Annotated in this window: 19 protein-coding genes and 2 tRNA genes; 13 read left to right on the forward strand and 8 right to left on the reverse strand. The window is 44.2% G+C overall.

The features are described from left to right. Window positions 1-477 precede the first annotated feature (477 nt). The gene (locus IP485_RS04615; protein WP_198326227.1) at window positions 478-1,716 is read right to left on the reverse strand and encodes an NADH:flavin oxidoreductase/NADH oxidase family protein; all 1,239 of its coding nucleotides are present in this window, start codon (window positions 1,714-1,716) and stop codon (window positions 478-480) included. Between the two features lie 210 nt (window positions 1,717-1,926). On the opposite strand from IP485_RS04615, the gene IP485_RS04620 reads away from it, so the two are divergent. Then, a complete protein-coding gene (locus IP485_RS04620) occupies window positions 1,927-2,625 on the forward strand; it encodes a TetR/AcrR family transcriptional regulator (protein ID WP_198326228.1) in 699 nt (232 codons plus the stop codon). 157 nt (window positions 2,626-2,782) lie between these two features. Further along, window positions 2,783-4,957, forward strand: a complete 2,175-nt coding sequence (locus IP485_RS04625) for a molybdopterin oxidoreductase family protein (RefSeq protein ID WP_227686415.1) — start codon at window positions 2,783-2,785, stop codon at window positions 4,955-4,957. 112 nt (window positions 4,958-5,069) lie between these two features. On the opposite strand, the gene IP485_RS04630 is transcribed toward IP485_RS04625, so the two are convergent. Both IP485_RS04630 and IP485_RS04635 read right to left on the reverse strand, forming a co-directional pair. Then, window positions 5,070-6,395 (reverse strand): D-amino acid dehydrogenase, encoded by a 1,326-nt coding sequence (locus IP485_RS04630; protein ID WP_198326229.1) that lies wholly within the window; start codon window positions 6,393-6,395, stop codon window positions 5,070-5,072. A 75-nt stretch (window positions 6,396-6,470) separates the two neighbouring features. Then, the gene (locus tag IP485_RS04635) at window positions 6,471-7,223 is read right to left on the reverse strand and encodes a YgfZ/GcvT domain-containing protein (RefSeq protein WP_198326230.1); all 753 of its coding nucleotides are present in this window, start codon (window positions 7,221-7,223) and stop codon (window positions 6,471-6,473) included. A 302-nt stretch (window positions 7,224-7,525) separates the two neighbouring features. On the opposite strand from IP485_RS04635, the gene IP485_RS04640 reads away from it, so the two are divergent. Together IP485_RS04640 and hemL are read left to right on the forward strand one after the other, a co-directional pair. Next, the gene (locus IP485_RS04640) at window positions 7,526-7,879 is read left to right on the forward strand and encodes a zinc ribbon domain-containing protein YjdM (protein WP_227669460.1); all 354 of its coding nucleotides are present in this window, start codon (window positions 7,526-7,528) and stop codon (window positions 7,877-7,879) included. Between the two features lie 107 nt (window positions 7,880-7,986). After that, window positions 7,987-9,288 carry a glutamate-1-semialdehyde 2,1-aminomutase gene (hemL, locus tag IP485_RS04645; protein WP_198326231.1) on the forward strand — a complete coding sequence of 434 codons (1,302 nt, stop codon included), beginning with the start codon at window positions 7,987-7,989 and terminating at the stop codon, window positions 9,286-9,288. A 119-nt stretch (window positions 9,289-9,407) separates the two neighbouring features. Here the strand turns inward: hemL and IP485_RS04650 are convergent, their stop codons facing one another. Continuing rightward, window positions 9,408-9,806 (reverse strand): lysozyme inhibitor LprI family protein, encoded by a 399-nt coding sequence (locus IP485_RS04650; RefSeq protein WP_198326232.1) that lies wholly within the window; start codon window positions 9,804-9,806, stop codon window positions 9,408-9,410. Between the two features lie 292 nt (window positions 9,807-10,098). On the opposite strand from IP485_RS04650, the gene IP485_RS04655 reads away from it, so the two are divergent. Continuing rightward, window positions 10,099-11,847: an AMP-binding protein gene (locus IP485_RS04655; protein WP_198326233.1), complete on the forward strand. Its 1,749-nt coding sequence runs from the start codon at window positions 10,099-10,101 to the stop codon at window positions 11,845-11,847. Window positions 11,848-11,956: 109 nt separating this feature from the next. Here the strand turns inward: IP485_RS04655 and IP485_RS04660 are convergent, their stop codons facing one another. Next, the gene (locus IP485_RS04660) at window positions 11,957-12,292 is read right to left on the reverse strand and encodes a DUF962 domain-containing protein (protein WP_227686438.1); all 336 of its coding nucleotides are present in this window, start codon (window positions 12,290-12,292) and stop codon (window positions 11,957-11,959) included. A gap of 460 nt (window positions 12,293-12,752) precedes the next feature. On the opposite strand from IP485_RS04660, the gene ppx reads away from it, so the two are divergent. From ppx to IP485_RS04685, 5 genes are all read left to right on the forward strand, one after another. Continuing rightward, window positions 12,753-14,378, forward strand: a complete 1,626-nt coding sequence (gene ppx / locus IP485_RS04665; RefSeq protein WP_198326235.1) for an exopolyphosphatase — start codon at window positions 12,753-12,755, stop codon at window positions 14,376-14,378. Between the two features lie 177 nt (window positions 14,379-14,555). Beyond that, entirely contained in the window at window positions 14,556-15,359 is an 804-nt protein-coding gene (locus tag IP485_RS04670; protein ID WP_198326236.1) for an acetyl-CoA carboxylase carboxyltransferase subunit alpha, read from the forward strand. A gap of 167 nt (window positions 15,360-15,526) precedes the next feature. Next, a complete protein-coding gene (gene tilS, locus IP485_RS04675; RefSeq protein WP_198326237.1) occupies window positions 15,527-17,131 on the forward strand; it encodes a tRNA lysidine(34) synthetase TilS in 1,605 nt (534 codons plus the stop codon). A gap of 148 nt (window positions 17,132-17,279) precedes the next feature. Further along, window positions 17,280-18,113: a pyrroline-5-carboxylate reductase gene (gene proC / locus IP485_RS04680; RefSeq protein WP_198326238.1), complete on the forward strand. Its 834-nt coding sequence runs from the start codon at window positions 17,280-17,282 to the stop codon at window positions 18,111-18,113. Between the two features lie 157 nt (window positions 18,114-18,270). Next, window positions 18,271-18,831, forward strand: a complete 561-nt coding sequence (locus tag IP485_RS04685) for a YggT family protein (protein ID WP_227686416.1) — start codon at window positions 18,271-18,273, stop codon at window positions 18,829-18,831. A gap of 87 nt (window positions 18,832-18,918) precedes the next feature. Here the strand turns inward: IP485_RS04685 and IP485_RS04690 are convergent, their stop codons facing one another. After that, window positions 18,919-19,713 carry a hydroxymethylpyrimidine/phosphomethylpyrimidine kinase gene (locus IP485_RS04690; protein ID WP_198326240.1) on the reverse strand — a complete coding sequence of 265 codons (795 nt, stop codon included), beginning with the start codon at window positions 19,711-19,713 and terminating at the stop codon, window positions 18,919-18,921. 365 nt (window positions 19,714-20,078) lie between these two features. On the opposite strand from IP485_RS04690, the gene IP485_RS04695 reads away from it, so the two are divergent. From IP485_RS04695 to IP485_RS04705, 3 genes are all read left to right on the forward strand, one after another. After that, window positions 20,079-20,168: transfer RNA gene (locus IP485_RS04695), tRNA-Ser, on the forward strand. A gap of 186 nt (window positions 20,169-20,354) precedes the next feature. Continuing rightward, window positions 20,355-20,431: transfer RNA gene (locus IP485_RS04700), tRNA-Arg, on the forward strand. A 360-nt stretch (window positions 20,432-20,791) separates the two neighbouring features. Then, window positions 20,792-21,445: an RDD family protein gene (locus tag IP485_RS04705; RefSeq protein WP_198326241.1), complete on the forward strand. Its 654-nt coding sequence runs from the start codon at window positions 20,792-20,794 to the stop codon at window positions 21,443-21,445. 69 nt (window positions 21,446-21,514) lie between these two features. Here IP485_RS04705 and IP485_RS04710 read toward each other — a convergent pair whose 3' ends face one another. Further along, window positions 21,515-22,495, reverse strand: a complete 981-nt coding sequence (locus IP485_RS04710; protein ID WP_198326242.1) for a calcium/sodium antiporter — start codon at window positions 22,493-22,495, stop codon at window positions 21,515-21,517. Between the two features lie 223 nt (window positions 22,496-22,718). Further along, window positions 22,719-23,099 carry an aspartate 1-decarboxylase gene (panD, locus tag IP485_RS04715; protein ID WP_010196068.1) on the reverse strand — a complete coding sequence of 127 codons (381 nt, stop codon included), beginning with the start codon at window positions 23,097-23,099 and terminating at the stop codon, window positions 22,719-22,721. Window positions 23,100-23,109 lie beyond the last annotated feature (10 nt).

The raw sequence follows: 23,109 nt of genomic DNA on the forward strand, positions 1-23,109 counted from the left end.
TTAATTCCTTTTTTGTTGGTTATTTTATTACTTTTATAGATACTTACTTCGTTATTAACTTCTGTGGAACGGGTGGAGCATATTTTATTATTGTTTATTATTTTTATAATCACATATTAAACAAAGGCATCTAGTGGGCATCTTACTGCCTTTTTATTATTAGCGCCTTTTTATTATTTTCACTAAGTATTGATCGCCTTGTGGTATTAAATATAGGCTCATTTATAAATCGTGTCTGTACATCCAATGTTTATAGTGTTGCTTAATTATGGTGAGCGTGCAGTGTGTGTTATCGGGAGGGTCGCTATAGTCATAAATCGTAAATTATGTCTATTGTGCGTTATGATGATGGACGAATTATCTCAACATTTTGACAGATTTTATCATTGAAAATGGCCAGTAGAAAAAGAGCAACTGTTTGCATATGAAGCAGCGGCTCTTTTTTTATTGGTCATCATTAAGAATGAAAGGATTTCGTTATTTTGCTAGAGTCGATAAGTAACGCTGATAACGTTTGGTCAGTCTCTTTATGCGAATACGATCCTTAACGAGCGAGAGTATCGGTGAAGCATTTGGTTTTGGTCGCTTGCCTTTACTCATACGCTGTAGTTGGCGTTTGATGACAGACATGGTCGCGAGTGCACTCATTGTCTTGTCTTTCCAGCGTACAACGGGGTCATGAGCAATCAGCGTGCTGTCTTTTTTCCAATCATTGGGTAAGGAAGGGTTCATGGCCAATGCCGTTCCCATACCGACGATATCAATTCCTTGAGCCAACACATCTTCTGCAACAGCCAATCGTCTAACGCCGCCGGTAGTCATAATAGGCATTGTAGCGACCTGCGCAATCTCCTTTGCAAAGTCTAAAAAGTAGGCTTCTCGCTGCAGAGTCTGTCCATCTGCTGTATTGCCTTGCATAGCGGGGCTTTCATAACTGCCCCCAGATAGCTCGACCAAATCAACCGCCAACTCATTCATCGCTAGAACAACCAGCCTTGCATCTTTGGTATCGAATCCGCCCCGTTGAAAATCTGCCGAATTTATTTTTACCCCAACCGCAAAACTGGCTGAGACTTGAGCACGAACTGCCTTGATAATCTCAATCAGTAGGCGCATTCGGTTTTCAATCGAGCCGCCGTATTGATCGTCTCGTTTATTGGTCAGTGGCGATAAAAACTGTGAAATAAGATAGCCATGGGCGGCATGAATCTGCACACCATCAAAACCTGCTTGCTCAGCCTTCAAGGCCGTATCAGCAAATCGTTGTATCAGCTGATTGATATCTGATTGGGTCATAGCACGAGGCTTGCTAAACAAATGAGAGTATTTGCCCAAATCCATAGCCACGTCAGAAGGGGACAACACATCACCGCCCATCGCCGCATACACTTGGCGACCCGGATGATTGAGCTGCATTAAAACGCGCGTGTCGTTTTGCTTGGCAGCCTGCGCCCACGTTCTAAAAGGGGCTACATCACTATCTTTTTCTAATACGACTCCACCAGGCCCAGTCATCGCGCGACCATCGACCATGACATTGCCTGTAATCAATAATCCTGTACCGCCATTTGCCCAGCTTTGATACAGACATAACAAATCTCCGCTTGGAACCTGCCCTGTGTCCGCCATGTTTTCTTCCATAGCCGCCTTTGCCAAGCGATTAGATAGCACTACGCCACACGGCAATGTAAAAGGTGAAAAAACGGGAGATGTCATAATAGTAACCTCAAAAATATTGTTTTGTGAAGCATGAGTTCTGCTATGGGTTTGACTATAGACTTATTGTTTAAATGACTATAATCTTATAGTTGAAATAATAGTTGTCAGCATTTGAGTATTATCATCACATTTTTTTGCTGCAATAGCACTGTAGATAAATTACTGACGTGTAGACTAAATGGCTTAACCAGTAGGGATACCTGTGTCGTGACTGTACTAATCCAAGAGACCACCGCACCCATAGAGTCAAAGCGCGAGCTGGCAAAAGCCAAGACGCGACGTGCGCTGCTAAAAAGTGCGCTACGACTGTACAGCTTAGAAGGTGCTCAGGGTATGAGTATGAATAAGGTGGCCAAAGGTGCTGGTATTGCACAGCCCAGTTTTTATAACCACTTTGACAGCTTGGACGCTCTACAAAACGAGCTGAGTGCTCAGCTAAAAGACAACTACCTATCGCCCATGCGCATGGCGTGGGTCAATATGCTCAAGGATTACGATGTCCTAAGCGAAGAGCAGTTTACTCAGCAGTGTCAGAACTGTCTGATGATGATTTTTGACTCTGCCTTTCAAAACATCGCCTTGTTTCAGCATTTAATAGAGGACCGTCCAAGGTTTAGCGCCAATATAGAAAACCAATCTTCGTTAAACAACGGATTGGGCAATCTAGTCACCGAAATACAAGCAGAGTGGACAGAGATATTTATTCAAGGATTGCAGCTATCGAATCGCTCGGTTGAGCGGACGGCTATCAATCTTTGTGTCGATATGGCAGCAGCACAAGTACACGAGTTGATATTGGGCTGTCATCAACAGCGCTACTCAAGGCAACAAGCGATTGATACGTTAAGCAGCAGCTTTGATACGCTGTTCGCCAATTTTTTGCACGGAAGCAATCAGAGCAAGTAACGATAACAAAGTAGTGATAATGAGCTTTTAGGTTTAGTCATTAAACTTAATCATTAGACTTAGTCATGATTTTTGGTGATGACGTCTGGTAATTATTTCCACTCATGACGGCTATCGTAAAAACTAGGATTAATCAAACACAACAGGGAGAGTTATTATGGCCACAACCATGGCTACACCAACGTTAGGCGAAGAGCAAACGCATTTTAGAACTTGTACATTGTGCGAGGCCATGTGCGGGGTTGAGATAAAGCACGACGGCGAAAAAGTCTTGTCGATTAAAGGGGATAAAAACGACCCCTTTTCTCAAGGCTATATTTGCCCAAAAGCAACGGCTTTGCAGGATTTGCATGAAGACCCTGACCGTCTGCGTCAGCCGGTAGAGAGAACGGCGGATGGTTGGAAAACGCTCAGTTGGCCAGAAGCGTTGGATAAAGTGGCCGCAGGTATTCAATTAGTCCAGCAAAAATACGGCCAAAATGCATTGGGAGTCTATCTTGGTAACCCTAATGTGCACAATATGGGCGGTATGTTGACTATTAAGCAGTTGCTTACTAGCTTAAAAACGCGCAGCCGATTTTCTGCCACTTCTATTGATCAATTGCCACACCATATCGTCAGTATGCACTTATTTGGCCATATGCTACGGATTCCTGTGCCTGATGTGAATCACACGCAATACATGCTCATTATTGGTGGCAATCCGCTTGCCTCTAACGGCAGTATCATGACTGCCCCGAATATGCGTCAAAAGCTAAAAGACATCAAAGCCCGTGATGGCAAAGTGGTGGTAATTGACCCAAGACGTACAGAAACTGCTGACATCGCTAGTGAGCACCATTTTATTCGCCCCGCGACAGATGTGTTGCTATTACTTGCCATGCTCAATGAAATCTATGCGCAAGGCTATGCTAAATTAGATGGCAAGGTTGCCGATTTGGCACCTGAGATTGATCGACTTGCTTTGTTTGCTAAAGAGTACACAGCTGAGTCAGTCGCTGCTATTACTGGTATTACCGCCACTGAAATCAAACGTATCGTCAAAGAATTCTGCGAAGCGGACAGCTCGGTCTGTTATGGCCGAATGGGCATATCAGTGCAGGAGTTTGGCCTACTGAGTCAGTACCTGTCTATGGTCATTAATATCGTTACAGGACGCTTAGACGAAGTGGGCGGGCTGATGTTCCCTAATCCTGCAATGGACGTTGTGAACAGCTCAGGCCCAGGCTATTTGGGCAAACGCCACAGCCGCGTGAGCAACTTGCCTGATTTTAATGGCGAGTATCCTGTGGTCGCGATGGCAGATGAGATGTTGGTCGAGGGCGAGGGGCAATTAAAAGGATTCGTCACCGTTGCGGGTAACCCTGTGCTGAGTACACCAAATGGTGAAAAGCTAGACGAAGCGCTGTCAAAACTAGAGTTTATGGTGTCACTCGATTACTTTGTGACCGAGACCAGTCGTCATGCCAATATTATCTTGCCGCCTGTATCGCCATTAGAGCGCGACCATTACGATGTGACGTTTAATGGTTTTGCAGTGCACAATGTCGCCAAATACTCGCCTGCTTTGTTTGAGAGATCAGAAGAAACGAGACATGATTGGGAGATTTATTTAGAGCTGGCAGCACGCTTGGACAAAGATGCACCAGAAGCAACGCAAAAAGAGCGTGCAGCGATAAAAGCATTTGGGCCGAAATTTGTTTTAGAGCAAGGTCTAAAGTATGGGCCTTATAAAGAGGTCACGTTAGATGTACTCATGGAAAACCCGCATGGTATCGATTTGGGGCCTCTACATAGTATGTTGCCAGACGCTATCAAGCATGCAGACAAGCAGATTCACCTTCATGTCGATTTCTATCAAGCCGATTTGGCACGGGTTAGAGAGATGGTACAGCAGTATAATGATGATGAGATTTTACTCATTGGCCGTCGTCATGTGCGTAGTAACAACTCATGGTTGCACAATAGCCATCGATTGGTAAAAGGAAAATCTCGTTGTACATTGATGCTGCATCCTGACACAGCGGCGCAGCATGGTATCGTTGACGGTCAATCTGTAAAAGTCACCTCACGGATCAGCAGTGTGATCATCGCAGCAGAAGTGACGGATGAGCTGATGCCAGGGGTAGTTAGTATTCCGCATGGCTTTGGTCATGGCCGTAAAGGCGTCAAGCAGAAAATTGCCCAAGCACACGCAGGGGTGAGTGTTAACGATTTGACTGATGATACCTTGATAGATCAGTTAAGTGGCAACGCGGCAGTTAACGGTGTACCGGTACAATTAGAAGCGCTTGAATCAGCAACGGATGATGCATTGGCTACGGCATCATAAACCTTGATGGATAGCGCAATCACTTAAGAATTGTCCTAAAATAAAAAGAAGGCGCTTACTATAGGTAAGCGCCTTCTTTTTTGCACGAAATCTTAACCTATCGCTTATTTGATTAAGTGCTCATACCGACAAAGTCAAAATCAACGTTAGGGGTTTCGCCTTGGATTAATAAACTAAGGGCTTTTGCAGAACCACAAGAATGCGTCCAACCCAGCGTACCATGCCCAGTATTGAGCCATAAATTGTCAAAAGTAGCTGAGGCATGATGGCTGCCGTGTTTGACTTGACCGCAGTGCGCACGGCCAATCAAAGGCACGTTCGATGGGGTCATAGGGCGTAGTCCTGTCCAATATTGTACCGAGTTTGCAATAATTCCTTTGGGGAACAACTGCTGTACGCGTCGAGTAATGGCTTCGCAGCGAGTGGTATTCAAGTCTAAGTTATAGCCATTAAATTCTGCGGTGCCAGCGACTCGCAATTTGTCACCCAATCGTGAGGTGACTAGCTTAAACTCATCATCAATTAAGCTCACAAAAGGCGCTAAATGTGGTGCTCGTGGATTAACGGTATAAGTGGCTGAATAACCTTTTGCTGGAAATATTGGCGCGTGTATCCCCAAAGGTTTTAACAATGATACGCTATAGCTGCCAAGCGCCAACACATAAGTACCTGCAGTAAAAGTCTGGGCATTTTCACCTGCTGGGCGAATGGTGATACTGTGCACATGCGGGCGCGAAGAGTCTGTATCGGTATTGAGTGCTAAAATCTCGGTATCATATAAAAACTGTACACCAGCATCGATGCAGCGCTGCGCCAAACGCTGGGTAAACAGGTGCGCATTGCCAGACTCATCACGACTGGTATAGGTAGCCCCAGTCAGCTTATGAGCAACTGGGTAGAGCGCTGGCTCTAAGCTGACAGCATTATTGATATCAATCACATGCCGCTCACAACCAAGCGCCTGCATGCGTTCGGTTGGTTCGATGGCAGCATCAAACTCTGCCTGATTGGTATAAAAATGCATGATACCGCGTGTTTGCTGCTCATAGTCAATACCGATATCCGCACGCAGCTGCTGCAAAGCATCTCTGGAGTACAAACCCAAGCGTACCATTTGTACGAGATTGGCATCGGCTCTATCGGCGCGGCACTCTTGCAGAAATTGCATCGCCCATTTGAGCTGTGCTTTGTCCGCACGCAAGCGATAGAGTAGCGGAGCATCTTCTTTAAACAACCACTTGAGCGCTTTCATCGGGGTCGCAGGATTGGCCCAAGGTGTGGCATGTGAGACAGATATTTGACCGCCATTTGCAAATGACGTTTGCATGCCTGCTGCTGATTCGCGCTCAATCACAGTCACATTATAGCCTGCTTGACGAAGATACCATGCGGTGGTCACTCCGACCACGCCTGCTCCAAGTACTGCAACATGTGTCATAGGATTCTCTACTGTGATTGTCTAATGGCTTGATAGCAATGGGTCAAACTTCTAACACCCTGTGTCAGGCAAGTTTTATTTGGCGCGGGCCACATCAGCTTGCAGGGCAGCTGGCAAGTCCAATGGCGTCAGTAGGCTATCCACAAGGTACTCTGGACGAGTAATCACCAATGCTTCAAAACCTTCAGCATTAGCAACTGCATTGACCACTTGGATTTTATCAATCTTGTCACCCGCAGCTGGTACCTCGCCAGTGCCTTTTACATAATGCAAAAATGCTTTGGGTGCTGATTTAAAATAAATACGAGCGATGACTTCTTGACCCAGATAGCAGCCTTTGTCGTAATCCATACCGCCGCGCTGATGCAGACGCAGCTCTTGCGGTTGGAACTCGCCTTGAGTGGCGGCTACGATCCAATAGTTACCAGTGGCAATACTACACTGCATCCAAGCTTGTGTATCCTCAGTCGTATTATGATCGTCTTTATGGCTAAAAGTCGGCACATTGTCGAGTACGCAAGGGTAAATCGCGACTGGTGCACTGGTTTCAAACTTTGAAAACGCTCCATACTTTTTAAGGTGTGCTTGCAATGACTCAGCGCAGTCGCTACTGATGACTACATCATATTGCTTCTCTGCTTGCTTCTTAATCCAAATACCAAATTCAATACGACCTTTTAAGTTACCGATGGCGGCTGCCTGATAGCTAAGCCCAAGTTTGGTAACATCACAGGTCAATTGTCCTTGAAAGAATTTTTCGGCGTCCTCGCCTTGAATGGTCAATTGTGAAAACTGCGGCAGTGCTGATGTGTCTGGAGACTGAGTCATTGTTATTATCCTTCTGGTGAGAGCTTATTTATTATTAATAATATGGTGGGTAAATCGAAGCGATAAAAAATTATACGGGCGCTTTTATCATTGACAATATATGTGCACATAAATCTAAATTAGGCTAAGAAGAGTACCACAAAAAACCCTGTCATAAAAAACGTCATCACTAAGTGGTAACTTAAGCGTTAAATTGGGCTCAGCACCCAGTTTTCAACCGTACAAATTGGTTAAAAATGATCAGTTGCGGTACAATGTTGGCTCTAGTAAAAACCTAATCTGTCATGGCTGCCGAGGAAATAATGAGCTTACCAAATTGCCCAAAATGTGATGCTGAATATACGTATGAAGATGGTGCGTTACTGGTATGTCCAATGTGTGCTCATGAGTGGACGGTGGCTGAGACCGATGCTGCGCAAGCTGAAGAGCAAGATGCAGTTATTCGTGATGCAGTGGGTAATGAGCTACAAGATGGCGATGCCGTGACTGTAATCAAAGACTTAAAAGTGAAAGGCTCTTCAATCGTGATTAAAGTCGGGACGAAAGCGAAAAGCATTCGTCTGTTGCCAGATGCTACTGACGGTCATGATATTGACTGCAAACTTGATGGCTATGGCCCGATGAAGCTCAAGTCTTCTGTGGTCAAAAAAGCCTAGTAAGCCAAACGTGCTTGAAAAATTCGATAATAAACAAATATAAAATAGATATTTGGTCAAAAAATATAGAATTTATAAAACATAGAACCTATAAGTAGAGAATAACTATGAGTACCAAAAACGAACAGCTCTTTGCACAAGCCAGCAAACACATTCCAGGCGGCGTCAACTCGCCAGTCCGCGCCTTTGCTGGAGTTGGCGGTACGCCAATCTTTATGCACCGCGCCAACGGCAGCAAAATTTATGACACAGAAGACAATGCTTATATCGATTATGTCGGCTCTTGGGGTCCAATGATTTTGGGTCATGCACATCCAAAAGTCATTGATGCGGTTAAAAAAGCTGCTGATGATGGTCTAAGCTTTGGTACGCCTACACCGTTTGAAACCACAGTTGCAGATAAGATTTGCGAAATCGTTCCTAGCGTTGAAATGATTCGTATGACCAGCTCCGGTACAGAAGCGACCATGAGTGCGATTCGTCTAGCACGTGGTTATACCCAACGTGACAAAATCGTGAAGTTTGAAGGCTGCTATCATGGCCATTCAGATAGCCTGTTAGTAAAAGCAGGTTCGGGCATGCTCGATATCGGTGAGCCAACCTCAAAAGGCGTACCTGCAGATTTTGCCAAGCACACGATTACGATTCCTTATAATGATCCGCAAGCGATTAAAGACTGTTTTGAGAAATGGGGCGAAGAAGTCGCCTGCGTTATCTTAGAGCCAATCGCTGGCAACATGAACATGGTCATTCCGACACAAGAATTCCATGATACGTTGCGTGCAGAGTGTACGGCCAATGGCGCGGTATTAATCTTTGATGAAGTCATGACAGGCTTTCGAGTTGGTCTTGGCGGCGCGCAAGCACACTTTGGTATTGACCCTGATTTAACTTGCTTTGGCAAAATCATCGGTGCAGGTTTACCTGTTGGTGCTTTCGGCGGTAAAAAAGAAGTCATGTCTTGCATCGCGCCACTTGGCGGTGTCTATCAAGCTGGCACGTTATCAGGCAATCCACTCGCGATGCGTGCTGGTATTGCGATGTTTGAAGACTTAACGGTAGATGGCTTCTATGATGAGTTAGCCGCGAAAGTTGATCGTTTAGTAGACGGCTTCCAAGCGGCGGCTGACAAGCATGGTATTAACCTTCGTACCAATAAATTGGGCGGCATGTTTGGTATGTTCTTCGTCAGAGACAATGCGACCACTGTGCCTCAGAACTTTGATGACGTGACAGAGTGTGACATGACTATATTTAATACTTTCTTTCATGGCATGCTAGATCGTGGTATTTATCTTGCACCCTCTGCTTATGAAGCAGGATTTATGTCTATCAAGCATAGCGATGAAGATATTGATATTTCTATCAAAGCGGCTGATGAAATATTTACTGAAATGGCCAGTGCTTAATTTATTCTGACTCAACGTCATAAGTAGCATTGATCAAAGCAATAAAAAACCAGTACCTCTTAAGGTACTGGTTTTTTATTGCCATCTATTTTTTATTGCTACTTATTTTCTAAAGTCATCTATTTACTTTTAATGTTTTTAATATCGGCATCTAACTGTACGCGTCGTTGTTGTGTATAAGTGGTCAAACAGTCATTTAGCACCATTGGATAAATACTACCGCCACGAACTGGACTGGCAGAAAACTGGCAAGCTTTGTCTCTAAAATCAATCCATGCCAATTGCACCGTTTTTAATTGTTGTTTCTCAGAGCTACTAAGCAAGCGCTGAAAATCACGGTAAGACTGGTTTAGCTTTTGGTCTTCTACGGCCAACTTAGCTGCAGCGCACTTATTCATATCTGTTTGAGTATAGGCGTTGTCGCAGGTGGTTGCTGCTGACGCTTGAGCACTGACAAATAGTCCTGTTGACAATAAAGCAAGACAGCTGACTTTTTTAATATGACTCATGATAAACATATAATCTCGTTATTTATATTATTTTTATGAAAAGGAAATGAGCATAACATGGTTATATCTCAGCTATGTCTCGAATTTATGAGGGATTTGGTAAATGTGTGTATGTGATTGCACCTATATTTTTAGGCTGATTCAGCTAAGTTTTTGACCTATATACTGGTCATAAAAGTCGATACATATGGCCCAAAAAATACTGCTAATAACAGAGCCCATAAAGTGACTCAGCCGCTTAAAAAATCGTTATTAGAGTGTGCTATGCTGAGAAAAACATACTCAGCAAGGACGCTAACTCATGACTACCAGCACCAATGATATGCCTAGCAGTAATACGCCACCGTTATGGCAAGCCTCGTATGAGAAACACGGACTAAGAAATAATCTAGATGTGTTAGAGGGCAAGCCCAACCTGCTAGATTTATTGCAACCCAAGATAGATCAGCATAGTGATTCTGTGGCTTTTAGTATGGGGCCTGCCACGCTTACCTTCGCACAATTGGATATTGCCAGTCGCCGCTTTGCTGCTTTTTTACAAGCAAAAGGAATCAACAAGGGCGATCGTGTCGCGGTACAACTACCCAACATATTGCAGTATGCAGTCGTGCTGCTTGGCTGTTTGCGCTCAGGCACCGTACTGGTAAATGTCAATCCGATGTACACCCATTATGAATTGGCACACCAACTGACGGATGCTCAAGTTAGCGTGCTGGTTGTCCTTGATGGAATGACAGCCGCTTTCGATCAATTAGACGATGCAGTGAAATCGCAGCTATCACTGGTGGTACATTGTTCTGTCAATCCGAATGCTGAACCTACTGATAACGATATTGCCTTACTTACCCAACTTGAAGCCTCAGCTGATACTACTCGTCAATCCAGCCAACCCAATCAAACCACAACCGATAATGCTACAAACGATATCTCAGAGCAGAGTATAAGCTTTGCGCATATTATAAATACATACCACGCTGAGCAATATCAGCCTGTGACTATCGAGCGTGAGGATTTGGCATTATTACAATATACGGGCGGCACGACTGGTAAGCCAAAAGGTGCCATGCTGACACACTATAATGTCATGGCTAATATCTGTCAGTGTTATGCGATGTTTGGTAGGGCGGTTGAAGCAGGTCGTAATGAGCAGATCAAGATACTGAATCCTTTACCGCTTTATCATATTTTCTCATTTACCGTTTGCGGTTTGCTCGGTATGTATGGTGGGTGGGAGGATATATTGGTTACCAATCCACGTGACATCGATGGGCTAGTCAATACTATTGAGCAGCATCGTCCGCATGTCATTCCTTCTGTGAATACCTTGTTTATTGGTATGCTCAATCATCCAAAATTTGCCGGCCTTGATTTTAGTCGATTGGCCTTGTCTATCGGTGGTGGCACTGCCATCATCAAAGCGGTCTCTGATCAATGGCAACAAGTGACTGGCATGATGATTCATGAGGGTTACGGGATGTCTGAGACCGCACCGGTAATCTCGTTCAATCCACCAGGGATTACGAATTTTAATGGTAGCGTTGGTCTGCCGTTAGCAATGATGAATATCAAAATCATTGGCGAAAATGGTGCTTCATGTGCGATCGGAATACCTGGGGAAGTCGGCATCAAAGGACCACAAGTGATGCAAGGTTATTGGCAGAAAGACAATACAGATACCTTTACTGAGGATGGTTATTTTAAATCTGGCGATATTGGCGTCATGGATCATGATGGTTTTTTGACACTCGTCGATCGTAAAAAAGACATGATACTGGTCTCAGGATTTAACGTTTATCCTAATGAAGTAGAGGCCGCATTAACTGAGCATCCAAAAGTGCTAGAAGTGGCCGTCATTGGTGTCAAAGACAAACACAGCGGTGAAGTACCTAAAGCCTTTGTGGTTAAAAAAGACTCAAGTTTAACGGCTGATGAGCTAGTGGCTTTTGCTATTGAGCGTTTGACTGGCTATAAGCGTCCGCAGTCTTATGTGTTTATCGATGAGTTGCCGAAAACGGCAGTCGGTAAAATATTACGTAAAGAGCTACGCTAGATTGGATTTTTAATTCGGGCATGTTAAACCTTCATAAGCTTGTGAGGTTCTAACATGCCTTTATTAGTTATAAAGCTATCGTTTATAAACTTGCGATTTCACATGTTTTTTATCGTGCTTTATCAAACTTACGATCTCTCAAGCTTAAGTTGCCGCGTACCACATCGCCATACATTCGGAAGTCGCTGGCAAAGCTTTTTAATGGAAATTTAAAAGAGGCCGGTTTGTTTTTTTCAAAGAAAAAATGACCCACCCACGCACAAGCATATCCTGCGGCAATACCTTTGAGTAACGGTTTGGGAGAACGGGTTTTGACAGACTTTGCGAGTCCCAATAATCCAAAACTGCTGCCTGCAAAGTGCAGGCGTCGGCAAGCCATGTTTTGATGCTCATTCAAATAGAAATCATAAAATGGCTGTTCCAATACTTTTTCGGTTTTTACCATGTCCTTTTTAGCGCTGCTGATAGGGGTCTCAGTATTTTGGGTGGCATCTTTTGTGGTGGTCTGATTCATGTGACTAGCTTCCTTGCTGGTGGGTTTGATAACTATTACTTACAGATGATTGTTAATCGATTAACTGGTGACTTTTGAAGTCAGTTGTACAGGTAGAACATCTGTAAATAACGGTTTTTTATCATGATATTGATAGCTTTCAATGTAGCAAACCGATATGAGTAACACAAGCGCTAGATGCTGAGCCGACACCTTTTGGATCATAGGTTATTTCTTGATGTCCCCGCTACAGGTTTGCATCGCTTGCGAGTGTTTAGTATAAATGCTTTAATGACAAAATTGCCCTGATTTCTGTGGTTGCTACTTTTCTCTGTACATGTGATTTTATAACTATATAGCACGTGATTTTGGTAAACTATCCACTCTCTCTAACACGGTGATGACTTGTCCTATGCCTATTGACTATCTTACAAATCCGCCTCTCAGCGATGATGAAATGATGGCAGCCATCGATATTGGTTCCAACAGTTTCCATTTGGCCATTGCTCGTCTTGATCACGGGGAAGTGCGAAAAGTAGTCTCTATGTCTGAAAAGGTACAGCTCGCCGCTGGATTAGATGAGAATAACATTCTAAACGCAGCAGCCGAGCAGCGTGGTCTGGACTGTTTGAGTCGGTTCGTGGCGCGCTTGGACTCAGTGCCTCCAGAGCGTATTCGTGTGGTTGCGACCAATGCGTTGCGTCAAGCCAAAAATGCCAATGACTTTATTTCCCGTGCCAATAAAATTTTGCCAAAGCCTATTGAGATTATCGCTGGTCGTGAAGAGGCGCGATTGATTTATTTGGGCGTCTCACATACCAATGAGAGTAGTGATAAACGCTTGGTTATGGATATTGGTGGTGGTTCAACAGAGTTCATTATTGGTCAAGAGTTTGACCCGTTATTGACAGAGAGCTTACAGATGGGCTGTGTGTCTTTTACCCAAAAGTTTTTTGCTGATGGGCTAATCACCAAAGAAGCCTTCAACAGTGCCATTTCAGGCGCCCGCAAAGAAGTCTTAGCTATCAATGGTCGTTACCAAAAGACAGGCTGGAGCAGTGTGGTTGGCTCAAGTGGCACGATCAAAGCGGTACGTAATGTCTTAGTGTCAAAAGGCTGGGCTGATGAGCAAGAACGCATTACTTATAAAGGCGTCAAAAAACTAGAGAAGTTGCTGATTAAGATTGGCAATATTGATGATATTGAATTAGAAGGCGTCAAAGAGCATCGTAAAGCTGTGTTCCCTGCAGGCGTAGCCGTTCTACGTGCAGTGATGAAAGTGTTGGGCGTTGAGACCATTATCTACTCAGATGGTGCGTTACGTGAAGGCGTCATGTATGACATGCTCGGTCGTTTTGCTAGTGAAGATGTGCGTGACCGCAGTGTGTTGGCACTCATCAAACGTTATTCAGGGGACAAGAAACAGGCCAAACAAGTGGTCAAGACCAGCCGCCATTTATTTGAACAAGTAAAAGAGAAGCTTGCGCTGACCAACGATGACTGTGATTTGCTCAGACGAGCAGCTTTTTTGCATGAGATAGGGCTGGCAATCAGTCACAGCAGCTATCACAAGCACAGCGCGTATTTGCTGGAGTATTCTGACATTCCAGGGTTTTCGCAAGTGGATCAAAAGCGCATGGCGCAGCTGATGCTCAATCATCGCCGCAAGCTCAAAGCCGATATGCTAGAGCAAACGTGTCAGATCGGTGGTGATCAGCTGGTTTATCTATGCTTACTGTTGCGCCTCGCCGTACTGGCGCATCATAGCCGCAGTGATTATGAGCTACCAGAGCTAGAGTTAAAGGTAGTGGCTGAAAACAGCTGGCAGATTACCTTGGCTGATAGCAGTGAGCATTACGCGTTCTTGCTGGCAGATTTGCGTACCGAGATTGACCAATTCGCTAAGTGGGGCATACAGCTTAGCGTGGTTGAGACGCCAGAGGTTGAAGCTCAAGGGATTGAGACTCAAGACGTTGATATGCAAGAGGCAGCAGCAATGAGCGCTGAGACGCAAGAGATTGAACAGTTACCATTGTAATTACCGAGTTAAAGGTTAACGTAACAAAAGCGGCGTTGTCGATAATGTCATGCTATATAAGATGTGCTACTATAGCTCCTATTGAGTTTACAACTGTACTTTCATTATCTGAATACAGATAACGATATTATTCTTAAACATAAATACATTAAGTATAATTATTAAAGGGAAGCGTCTATGAGCACTGTCTGGGATAGTGTGCAGCTTGCAAGGCACGCCAAGCGTCCATTATTTATGGACTATGTTAATCAGCTTTTTACCGAATTTGACGAGTTGCATGGCGACCGTGCTTTTGCCGATGACAAAGCAATACTTGGTGGTCTCGCGCGTTTTGACGGTCAGCCTGTAATGGTAATTGGTCAGCATCGTGGTCGTAGCACCCGTGAGCGTATTGCTCATAACTTTGGTATGGCCAATCCTGAAGGCTATCGCAAAGTGATTCGTTTGGTCAAAATGGCTGAGCGCTTTAATATTCCTGTAATGACCTTTGTCGATACCCAAGGTGCTTATCCTGGTATTGGTGCAGAAGAGCGCGGACAGGCGCAAGCGATTGCAGAGAGTATCGCTGTATTTTCTAGCCTTAAAGTTCCTGTGATTGTGACTATCATTGGTGAAGGCGGCTCAGGTGGCGCATTGGCGATTGGTGTCGGTGATAAAGTAAATATGCTACAAAACAGCATTTACTCAGTGATCTCTCCTGAAGGCTGTGCTTCTATCCTATGGAAAACCGCTGAAAAAGCACAAGACGCTAGTGAAGCGCTAAAGTTAAACGCCATCAACCTGTATCAAATGGGTTTGATTGATGCCGTTATCGAAGAAGGTGAAGGCGCACATATTCAGCCACAGCCGGTGATGAATGCGCTAAAAGCATTGATTACTGAACAGCTTAATGAGATTAAATATTTAGATCCTCAAGAGCGTTGTGAGCTACGTTATGAAAAGCTAAAGTCTTTCAATTCAGAAGTGATGTTGCCTGCTTAATTAGTTGTTGTAGCGCTATTATTGTTAAGTCTCTATTCATTAATAATGGGCTTTTCATATTAGAGTCTGAGTCTTAATGCTAAAATAAAAACGTGTCATTCAATGGCACGTTTTTTTATGGCTGTTAGTATATAAAGCACTTAACGTAACTAAAAATAAGGCTGAATATGACCAGCAGTGCAATCATCTCGCATCCCATTAAACCAATTGCTGATTTGCCAGTTGATGAGACGCTAGCGACAGCGTTATTGAGCAGCATGTCTGAGTATAGTGATCAGCTGCATGGTCGCCGTCTTTGGTTGGCCTGTAGTGGTGGGCGTGATTCGTTGGCACTTGCGGCGCTGTGTGTGCATCTCTACCGACAAGGTAAATTGCCATGTTTGCCGCAGCTATTACATGTCGATCATGGGTTACAATCGGATAGTCAGCACTGGGCCAAGCATGTTGCCAATTGGGCGCAAGCTCAGCAGATACCTTGTCGTATTTTACAGGCACAAGTGAACGGACATGATGAGCAGGCCGCACGGCAGGCACGCTATAATGTTATGCGAGCTCATATCAACCAAGACGATGTATTGCTATTAGCACATCATGCTGATGACCAAGCTGAAACGGTGTTGATGCGACTAATCCAAGGCGCTGGAGTCAATGGTCTCTCTGGTATGCAGCCATGGCGAGTGCAAACGCAGGACGCGCACCGCAATATCCTGTGGCGACCTTGGCTCACTGTCAGGCGAGCCACTATCAGCGCCTATGCCAAGCGTTTAGAGCTGCCTTATATAGATGATCCTACTAATAACAGCGGCGATAACGTACGTAGCGGACTGCGTCGCGATATCATGCCAATACTGGCTATGTATAACCCCAATGTGATTGATAATATCGCTCGCAGTGCGCAGCTGTTGAATGATGCACAGGAAACAGTCAGCGCTCAAGCTATGCAGGATATGCAGCAGACAGCTAATGCAGACCTGCAATTTTCATCCGCACAGCGTGTATTGAATATCGATGCACTACAAGAACTACCTATTTACCGCCAACGGCAATTATTGCACCATTGGCTGGGTCAAGATGAGCCGTTACCACCTGCTAAGCAGCTTGTCGATGATGTGCTAACGCTAAGCCAACGTGATGACCAAAATCATCAAACAGAACTATTTTGGCAAGGCCGTAAGGCGTCCTATATCATTCGCCGCTATCGTCAGCAGTTGTACCGTTTGAGTAGTGAGTGGCTATCTTGGCTAGAGATACCACTGATCGAGCATAAGCTAACACTAGCTAGAATAACTTTATCTAACCATTCAACTGATCATAATCTGGCATCACTCACTGTGCGTAGCAGTGATAGTTATATTTGGCAGCTGCAAGTTATGCCAGATGCACTGATACCATTTATAGAGCCGCTAAAAGACGATACAAGTGACATACCATCTCGGTTCGTGTTAAAAGTAGCGCCGTTAGATCGTAAGCAGCGTCTAAAAACGGCGATGGCTTCGCGTCCGCAAGCAGGCAAGAAGCTGTATCAAACGCTTGGGATCCCACTATGGCTACGAGAGAGCTTAGTCGTGGTTAGTATCGCTTTTTTAGATAGCGATGATGCTGAAGAGAATGTAATGAGTGACATACCTATCTTGTTACTATCGCCATTTAGTCGTTGGGTATTAGGTATCAGTCATTTAAACACTGAAAATGTAAATGCTGAGCAGGTAAGTATAACGATTGATACGGATCAGCTTGCCAAACAGATTAATAGCGTTGTTTATCCTCATTGAATTTTTGGTTCGATACTATAAGCGGTCTCTTGGATTGGCATCTCGAATTTATCAAACGAGGATAGTAGCAGTATGATAAACTGAGTGTCGTTTTATATATCAATACGTTAAGTTGAATACCTTTGAATTTTGTGACTAGGAGACAAGTATGTCGGTATTAGATAATAAGAAAATCAGTTTTATTGGTGGCGGAAACATGGCGCAAGCGCTCATCAGTGGTCTTGTTGGCTGCGGCATCAAACCGAGTCTCATTACCGTCGCTGATCCTAGCAGTGATGTACGTGAGCAATTGGCCGCTAAAGGCCTAAATACCGTTGACCCAATGGCTGATCCAAAATCTGCTGTGATCGGTGCAGACATCGTGGTGTTGGCAGTAAAACCACAAATGATGAAAGTAGTGGTAAGCAGCTTTGCCGACGCGTTAGACAACCAGCTAGTGATTTCAGTGGCGGCAGGCTTGTCGACGGATCTTTTATCAAACATGATGGGCGGTTATGGCAATATCGTCCGTGCAATGCCAAACACGCCTTCTATGATTCAGATGGGTGCGACGGGTCTCTACGGTACAGATAACATCTCAGCAGAGCAGAAAGCATTAGCAACTGCGGTGATGGAAGCGTCAGGTTTGGTCATGTGGGTCGATGACGAAGCGCATATGCATGCAGTCACTGCTGTATCAGGGTCAGCGCCCGCGTATATGTTTTACTTTATTGAATCGATGGTCGATAGTGCAGTGGCTTTAGGGCTGGACAAAGAGCAGGCCTCAGCACTTGCACTGCAAACCATGATTGGTGCTGCAAAGATGGCAATGAATAGTGATGATGCACCCGCTGAGCTGCGCCGAAAAGTCACCTCACCAAATGGTACAACACAAGCGGCAGTTGAGTCGATGCAAGCCAATGAGATCGGCCGCCAGATCGGTGAAGCCATGCAAGCTTGCTATGATCGCAGCCAAGCATTGAGTGAAGAGATGAGCAAATAGTTCACTATAAGACAGCTCATGTTACAAAATCCGTGAGCTGTGTTATAACGTCACCTATCGTATAGTCATCAGCATCTGGTCATCAGCAACTGATAGTGACATTCGTCATCCTATAACCTGTTAATAACGTCACATTGAGTAGCACTTCATGAACAACATGTTATTTCAAATTTTTGATTTGGTCACCACATTCGCTATGATGCTGGTGTTTATTCGTTTTATGTTGCAGTTTGCAGGGATGGACGCGAGCAATCCCATGATTGCACCTGCTTATAAAGCGACTCATATCGTCGATGTGTTTGGACGTATCTTTCCGACCGTAGCACAAGGTCGTATCAGTATTGCGGCTATTATCCTGATGTTTCTGATTCGTCTGATTGATATCTCTGGAAAAGCAGCATTGACGCATAAAGGCATTGCCCCTGTACCACTGTTCTTTACAGGTACGACCAGTTTACTGTTAGATTTTTTGCGTATGTGTCGCTACTTGGTGATTGGTTCTATCATCGTTAGCTGGATTGTGGTGTTTACCAGATCTGAGCATCCTATCATCGGTATTATTATTAATTTAGCAGAGCCAATTCTCGCGCCATTTCGTCGTATCACGCCAAATCTAGGTATGCTCGACTTATCACCTATGGTCGCTTTCTTAGCCTTTTATTTGCTTGAGATATTCATCGGTGGTTTGGCCGCGAGTGTGCTGCCAATGTTAGGTTAAACCTAATTAAATTTAAAAACTGTCATAAAAAAGGCGCTCTATATAAATATGGAGCGCCTTTTTTATATCTATCATTTATATCTTACGTTAAACATTTATAAATCGATTTGGTATCAATTGCGCTTTAGCATTGTCAGGATGCGGTGCATCAGCCGCGCGCAAGGTTTGAAGAATCCAGCTATCGGCAGCTTTTACCGCATTGATGAGCGTATCGCCCATTGCCAAGCGACCAGCGATAAAGCTGGCAAGCGAGCACCCTGAACCATGGAACTCGCCATCTAGGCGCGGTAGAGTGCTTTGGTGCACCATCTCGCCTTGTATATATAGGTACTGCTCGATATCGCCGTTATCAAAGTCATGCGAGGTTTTTACTAGTACAGCATTAACACCTTGTGAGCACAGTTTTTTTGCAGCAATATGCAGGTCTTGCTCACCGCTTAACGCTCGAAGCTCATGGGTATTTGGCGTAATCAGGGTGGCGTAGGGTAGTAGTTGCCTAAATGCACTGACGAGCGTTTTTTCATCACCCAAGCTGCCACCACTATTAGCTACCAATACAGGGTCTAAGACAAAAGGCGTCCCTTTTGCAATGATCTGCTCAGCAAATAAGCGTGTCAGCATCGCAATATTATCAGTGGTGCCCAGCATGCCTGATTTGATGGCATTAATAGGTAAGTCATCTAGCACTGCGGTGGCTTGATCTTTCACGAGGCTTGCCGCACACGCCTCAAAACCAAATACTTGCTGTGAGCTCTGTATGGTGACTGCCGTACAAGCAATGGCAGCATGAGCACCTGATTGTCCGATGGCTTCGATGTCTGCTTGTAGTCCAGCACCGCCTGAAGGGTCTAATCCTGAAAAGCACAGTACGACAGGTCGCATAATCATTCCTTTTTTAAACACTTTGATTTTTAAGTATGTTAACTCGGTGACAAATACTATAGACACCCGTTGCTGAAAAAGCCATAGTAGGTGCGATATCGTCTGTAGATAGCTTATTCATGAATGGATATTTACTCAGGATGTCTAAACAGGCTTAAACGCTATTTTTATTGGCTTTTATTGATATTTTGGTCGTTCAAAAGGGCATACGACTCTATAAAAAAATAAATATGATAAAAATCGCATTAAATCTGTAGACAATGCTTGCAATTCGTTTCGGCTTTGCTATAATACTCGCCCACGGGATAAGACGTATTATCAGCAATAATACTATTTTTTAGAACTTAAAAAGTCTTACGTCGTTTGGTGAAGTGGGTGAGTGGCTGAAACCAGTTCCCTGCTAAGGAACCATACGTTTGCGCGTATCGAGGGTTCGAATCCCTCCTTCACCTCCATTTATTCGGTTTTTAGTAGAGTAGTGACGCGATATAAAAGCGTTAATTATCCTCTGTTTTATTAAAGCAAAAAATATTTTGATTTTAATAAAAAAAGATATTGACACAAGCGAAATTATCTATATAATGACCAACCTAATTTGCTGTAATTGTTTTTAACAATTCAGTAAATGATGTGCAAAGTACGCGCTTGTAGCTCAGTTGGATAGAGCACTTGGCTACGAACTAAGGGGTCGGGAGTTCGAATCTCTCCAAGCGCACCATTTGCATCATCACTCTTTAGCCAGTCTAAAGAAAACATTAAATCAATCGCCTGTCTTATGACAATTGGCGGTTTTTTTATGTCTGCAATTTATGAGCTTGGACTCTACTAAAGACTTTCGTCTGTCTTACCTTGCTCTGTGCAGTCTCTCTTTACCTGATAGTCTTGTCTACTTTTATTTTATGACTGTCTGTTGTGATTCTCATTTGTGAATGGCCGTCAAGAGTTGTGATTCTCATTTGTGAATGGCCGTCAAGATTGGCGCTGATACGATTGAGCCATCGTTTAGGATAATGTACGATAAAGCTATCATTTACGGTACAATAGAGCCACTATTCATTGCTGGCTATGAGCTTGTACCATGTCAAAAAGTTTACCTAAACGCCCATCCAAATCTGCTACTAAGAAAACAGTCTCAGCGAATCATTCCTCTGACGTTGAAGAGCCGACGATTGCCAAAGCTGGTACCCGTATGGCAGCGATTCTTTATGATGGTATGTTGATTTTAGCGTTGTTATTTTTGGTAGGGACTATTCTGACTGTGATTGGCACATTGCTGACCATGAATACTGGTACAGACTCTTCTCAAGCCCAGTCGCTGCCAACCTGGTATCAAAACGTTATTATGACGCCGTCTTTTATACTGACGTTGGTGGGATTCTACGGGATATTTTGGCGCCGTGGCGGGCAGACATTGGGTATGCAGACTTGGAGATTAAAGACGGTCAATAATGATGGTCATTTGCTGACGTGGGGACAGTCATTCAAACGGATTTTGGCTGCCAGCATCATGCCAGTTGTATTTGGTGTCATTGGTAGTGTCGTTGATGGCTCGCGTGCTGTTTTATTAACCAGTGCTTTTTTGGGCTTCGTTTTTAATTATGCGTTTTGCCTCTTTAACCCTCGTGGCCTCGCAGTACAGGATATGTTATCGAATACCATCACATTAAAAATGCCAAAAACAGAGAATGAAGGACTATGGCGGGTGATTAGGAACCGCAAGCAAGGAAAGTAAATCGCATTGCCATTGCCATTGCCATCGCCATAGTCTTTGGACATATTGTCTTTTGATACCCTTTGTTCGTTACATATTAGCAGTCTGAATCAGCCATCCGGTGTAGCCCACAAAAAAAAGTATCAGCGTGGTGCCTGAAGTACGAGCAAATTGACGCTTGGTCATAAACGCAAAAACACAGAGGGCCACGAGTAACACCGTTATCAATCCCATTGCCAAGACATCACGTGACAAAATAACAGGACTAACAGTGATAGGGGCAATGACGGTCGCTAGTCCGACCACTGCTAAGGTATTAAAAATATTAGATCCGATAATATTGCCTAGCGCCATATCATGCTCGCCTTTACGTGCAGCTGACAAGCTCGATACCAGCTCAGGCAGTGATGTACCAACCGCGACAATCGTGAGACCAATGATAAGCTCGCTGAGCCCCCAGAGCGTTGCTAACTCAACGGCGCCCCAAACGATAGCACGCGAACTGAGTACCAGCATTAACATACCGAGCAATAAGCTTCCAAGACCACGCGCTATGCTCAGCTCTACATCATCTGGATCTGCATTTTCTATAACCACATCATCTTCATGCTCATGATAGCCTTCGCGGATACTCATGACGATCTGTATTCCCAATACGGCAACCAATAGCAGCAGTAGTACAATACCGTCAGCTTGGCTGAGTAAGCCGTCACGCAGTTGCCAAGCAGCTGTGGCGGTAACTAGCAGCAGCAGTGGCAGATCGCGCTTTACGATGCCCTTACGGATGATGATAGGACTGATAAGAACTGTTGCGCCCAGTACCAAGGCGATATTAATAATGTTTGAGCCATACGCGTTGCCTAGTGCCAGCTCAGGACTGCCATCTAACGCGGCTAATACCGACACCACCATCTCTGGTGCTGAGGTACCAATACCTAAAATAAGCACACCAATTAAAAAGCTGGGTACTCGGAACTTTTTTGCCAATGCTGTTGCACCATCGATAAAGACATCAGCGCTCCACACCAAAATTGCTAGACCAATCAAAATTGCAATGACTGCCAACCACATGTAGATAACTCCTTCGTTAGGGATAAAAAATAGCTATTGGGTTTTGAATAATCTTACATCGTATAAAAATGGCATAAAAAAAAGCTGAATCACAATCTGGATTCAGCTTCGATATAAGTACAAGTATTTTAATGGGATTTTGATAACAACGGCAATGGTATGATGACGTATTTACTCATACTTTATGTAACAAGCTTTTAAGTGGTTTTCTTAAGCAATGTTCTTAAGCCACTTGTACTGGAATGATATTGGCCGTGTCTTTTACCGTGTTGTCTTCGTTACAATAGACCAGTTTTGGCTGATAGGTTGAGGCTTCTACTTCGTCAAAATGAGCATAGGCACAGATAATGACGATGTCACCCAAATCTGCCATATGAGCTGCCGCGCCATTTAGTGAGATAATACCAGAGCCTGCTTCTGCACGGATAGCATAAGTGCGAAAACGTTTGCCATTGGTCACGTTGTAGATGTCGATAGACTCATTTTCACGTAGACCTGCAAGATCTAACAGGTCACCGTCGATGCCACATGAGCCTTCGTAATGAAGCTCGGCATGAGTAACGCGAGCACGATGTAATTTGCATTTAAGCATATTAAGTAGCATAGGTTGGTTC

It is taken from the genome of Psychrobacter sp. NG27 (genome assembly GCF_016106655.1).
Classification (GTDB): Bacteria; Pseudomonadota; Gammaproteobacteria; order Pseudomonadales; family Moraxellaceae; genus Psychrobacter.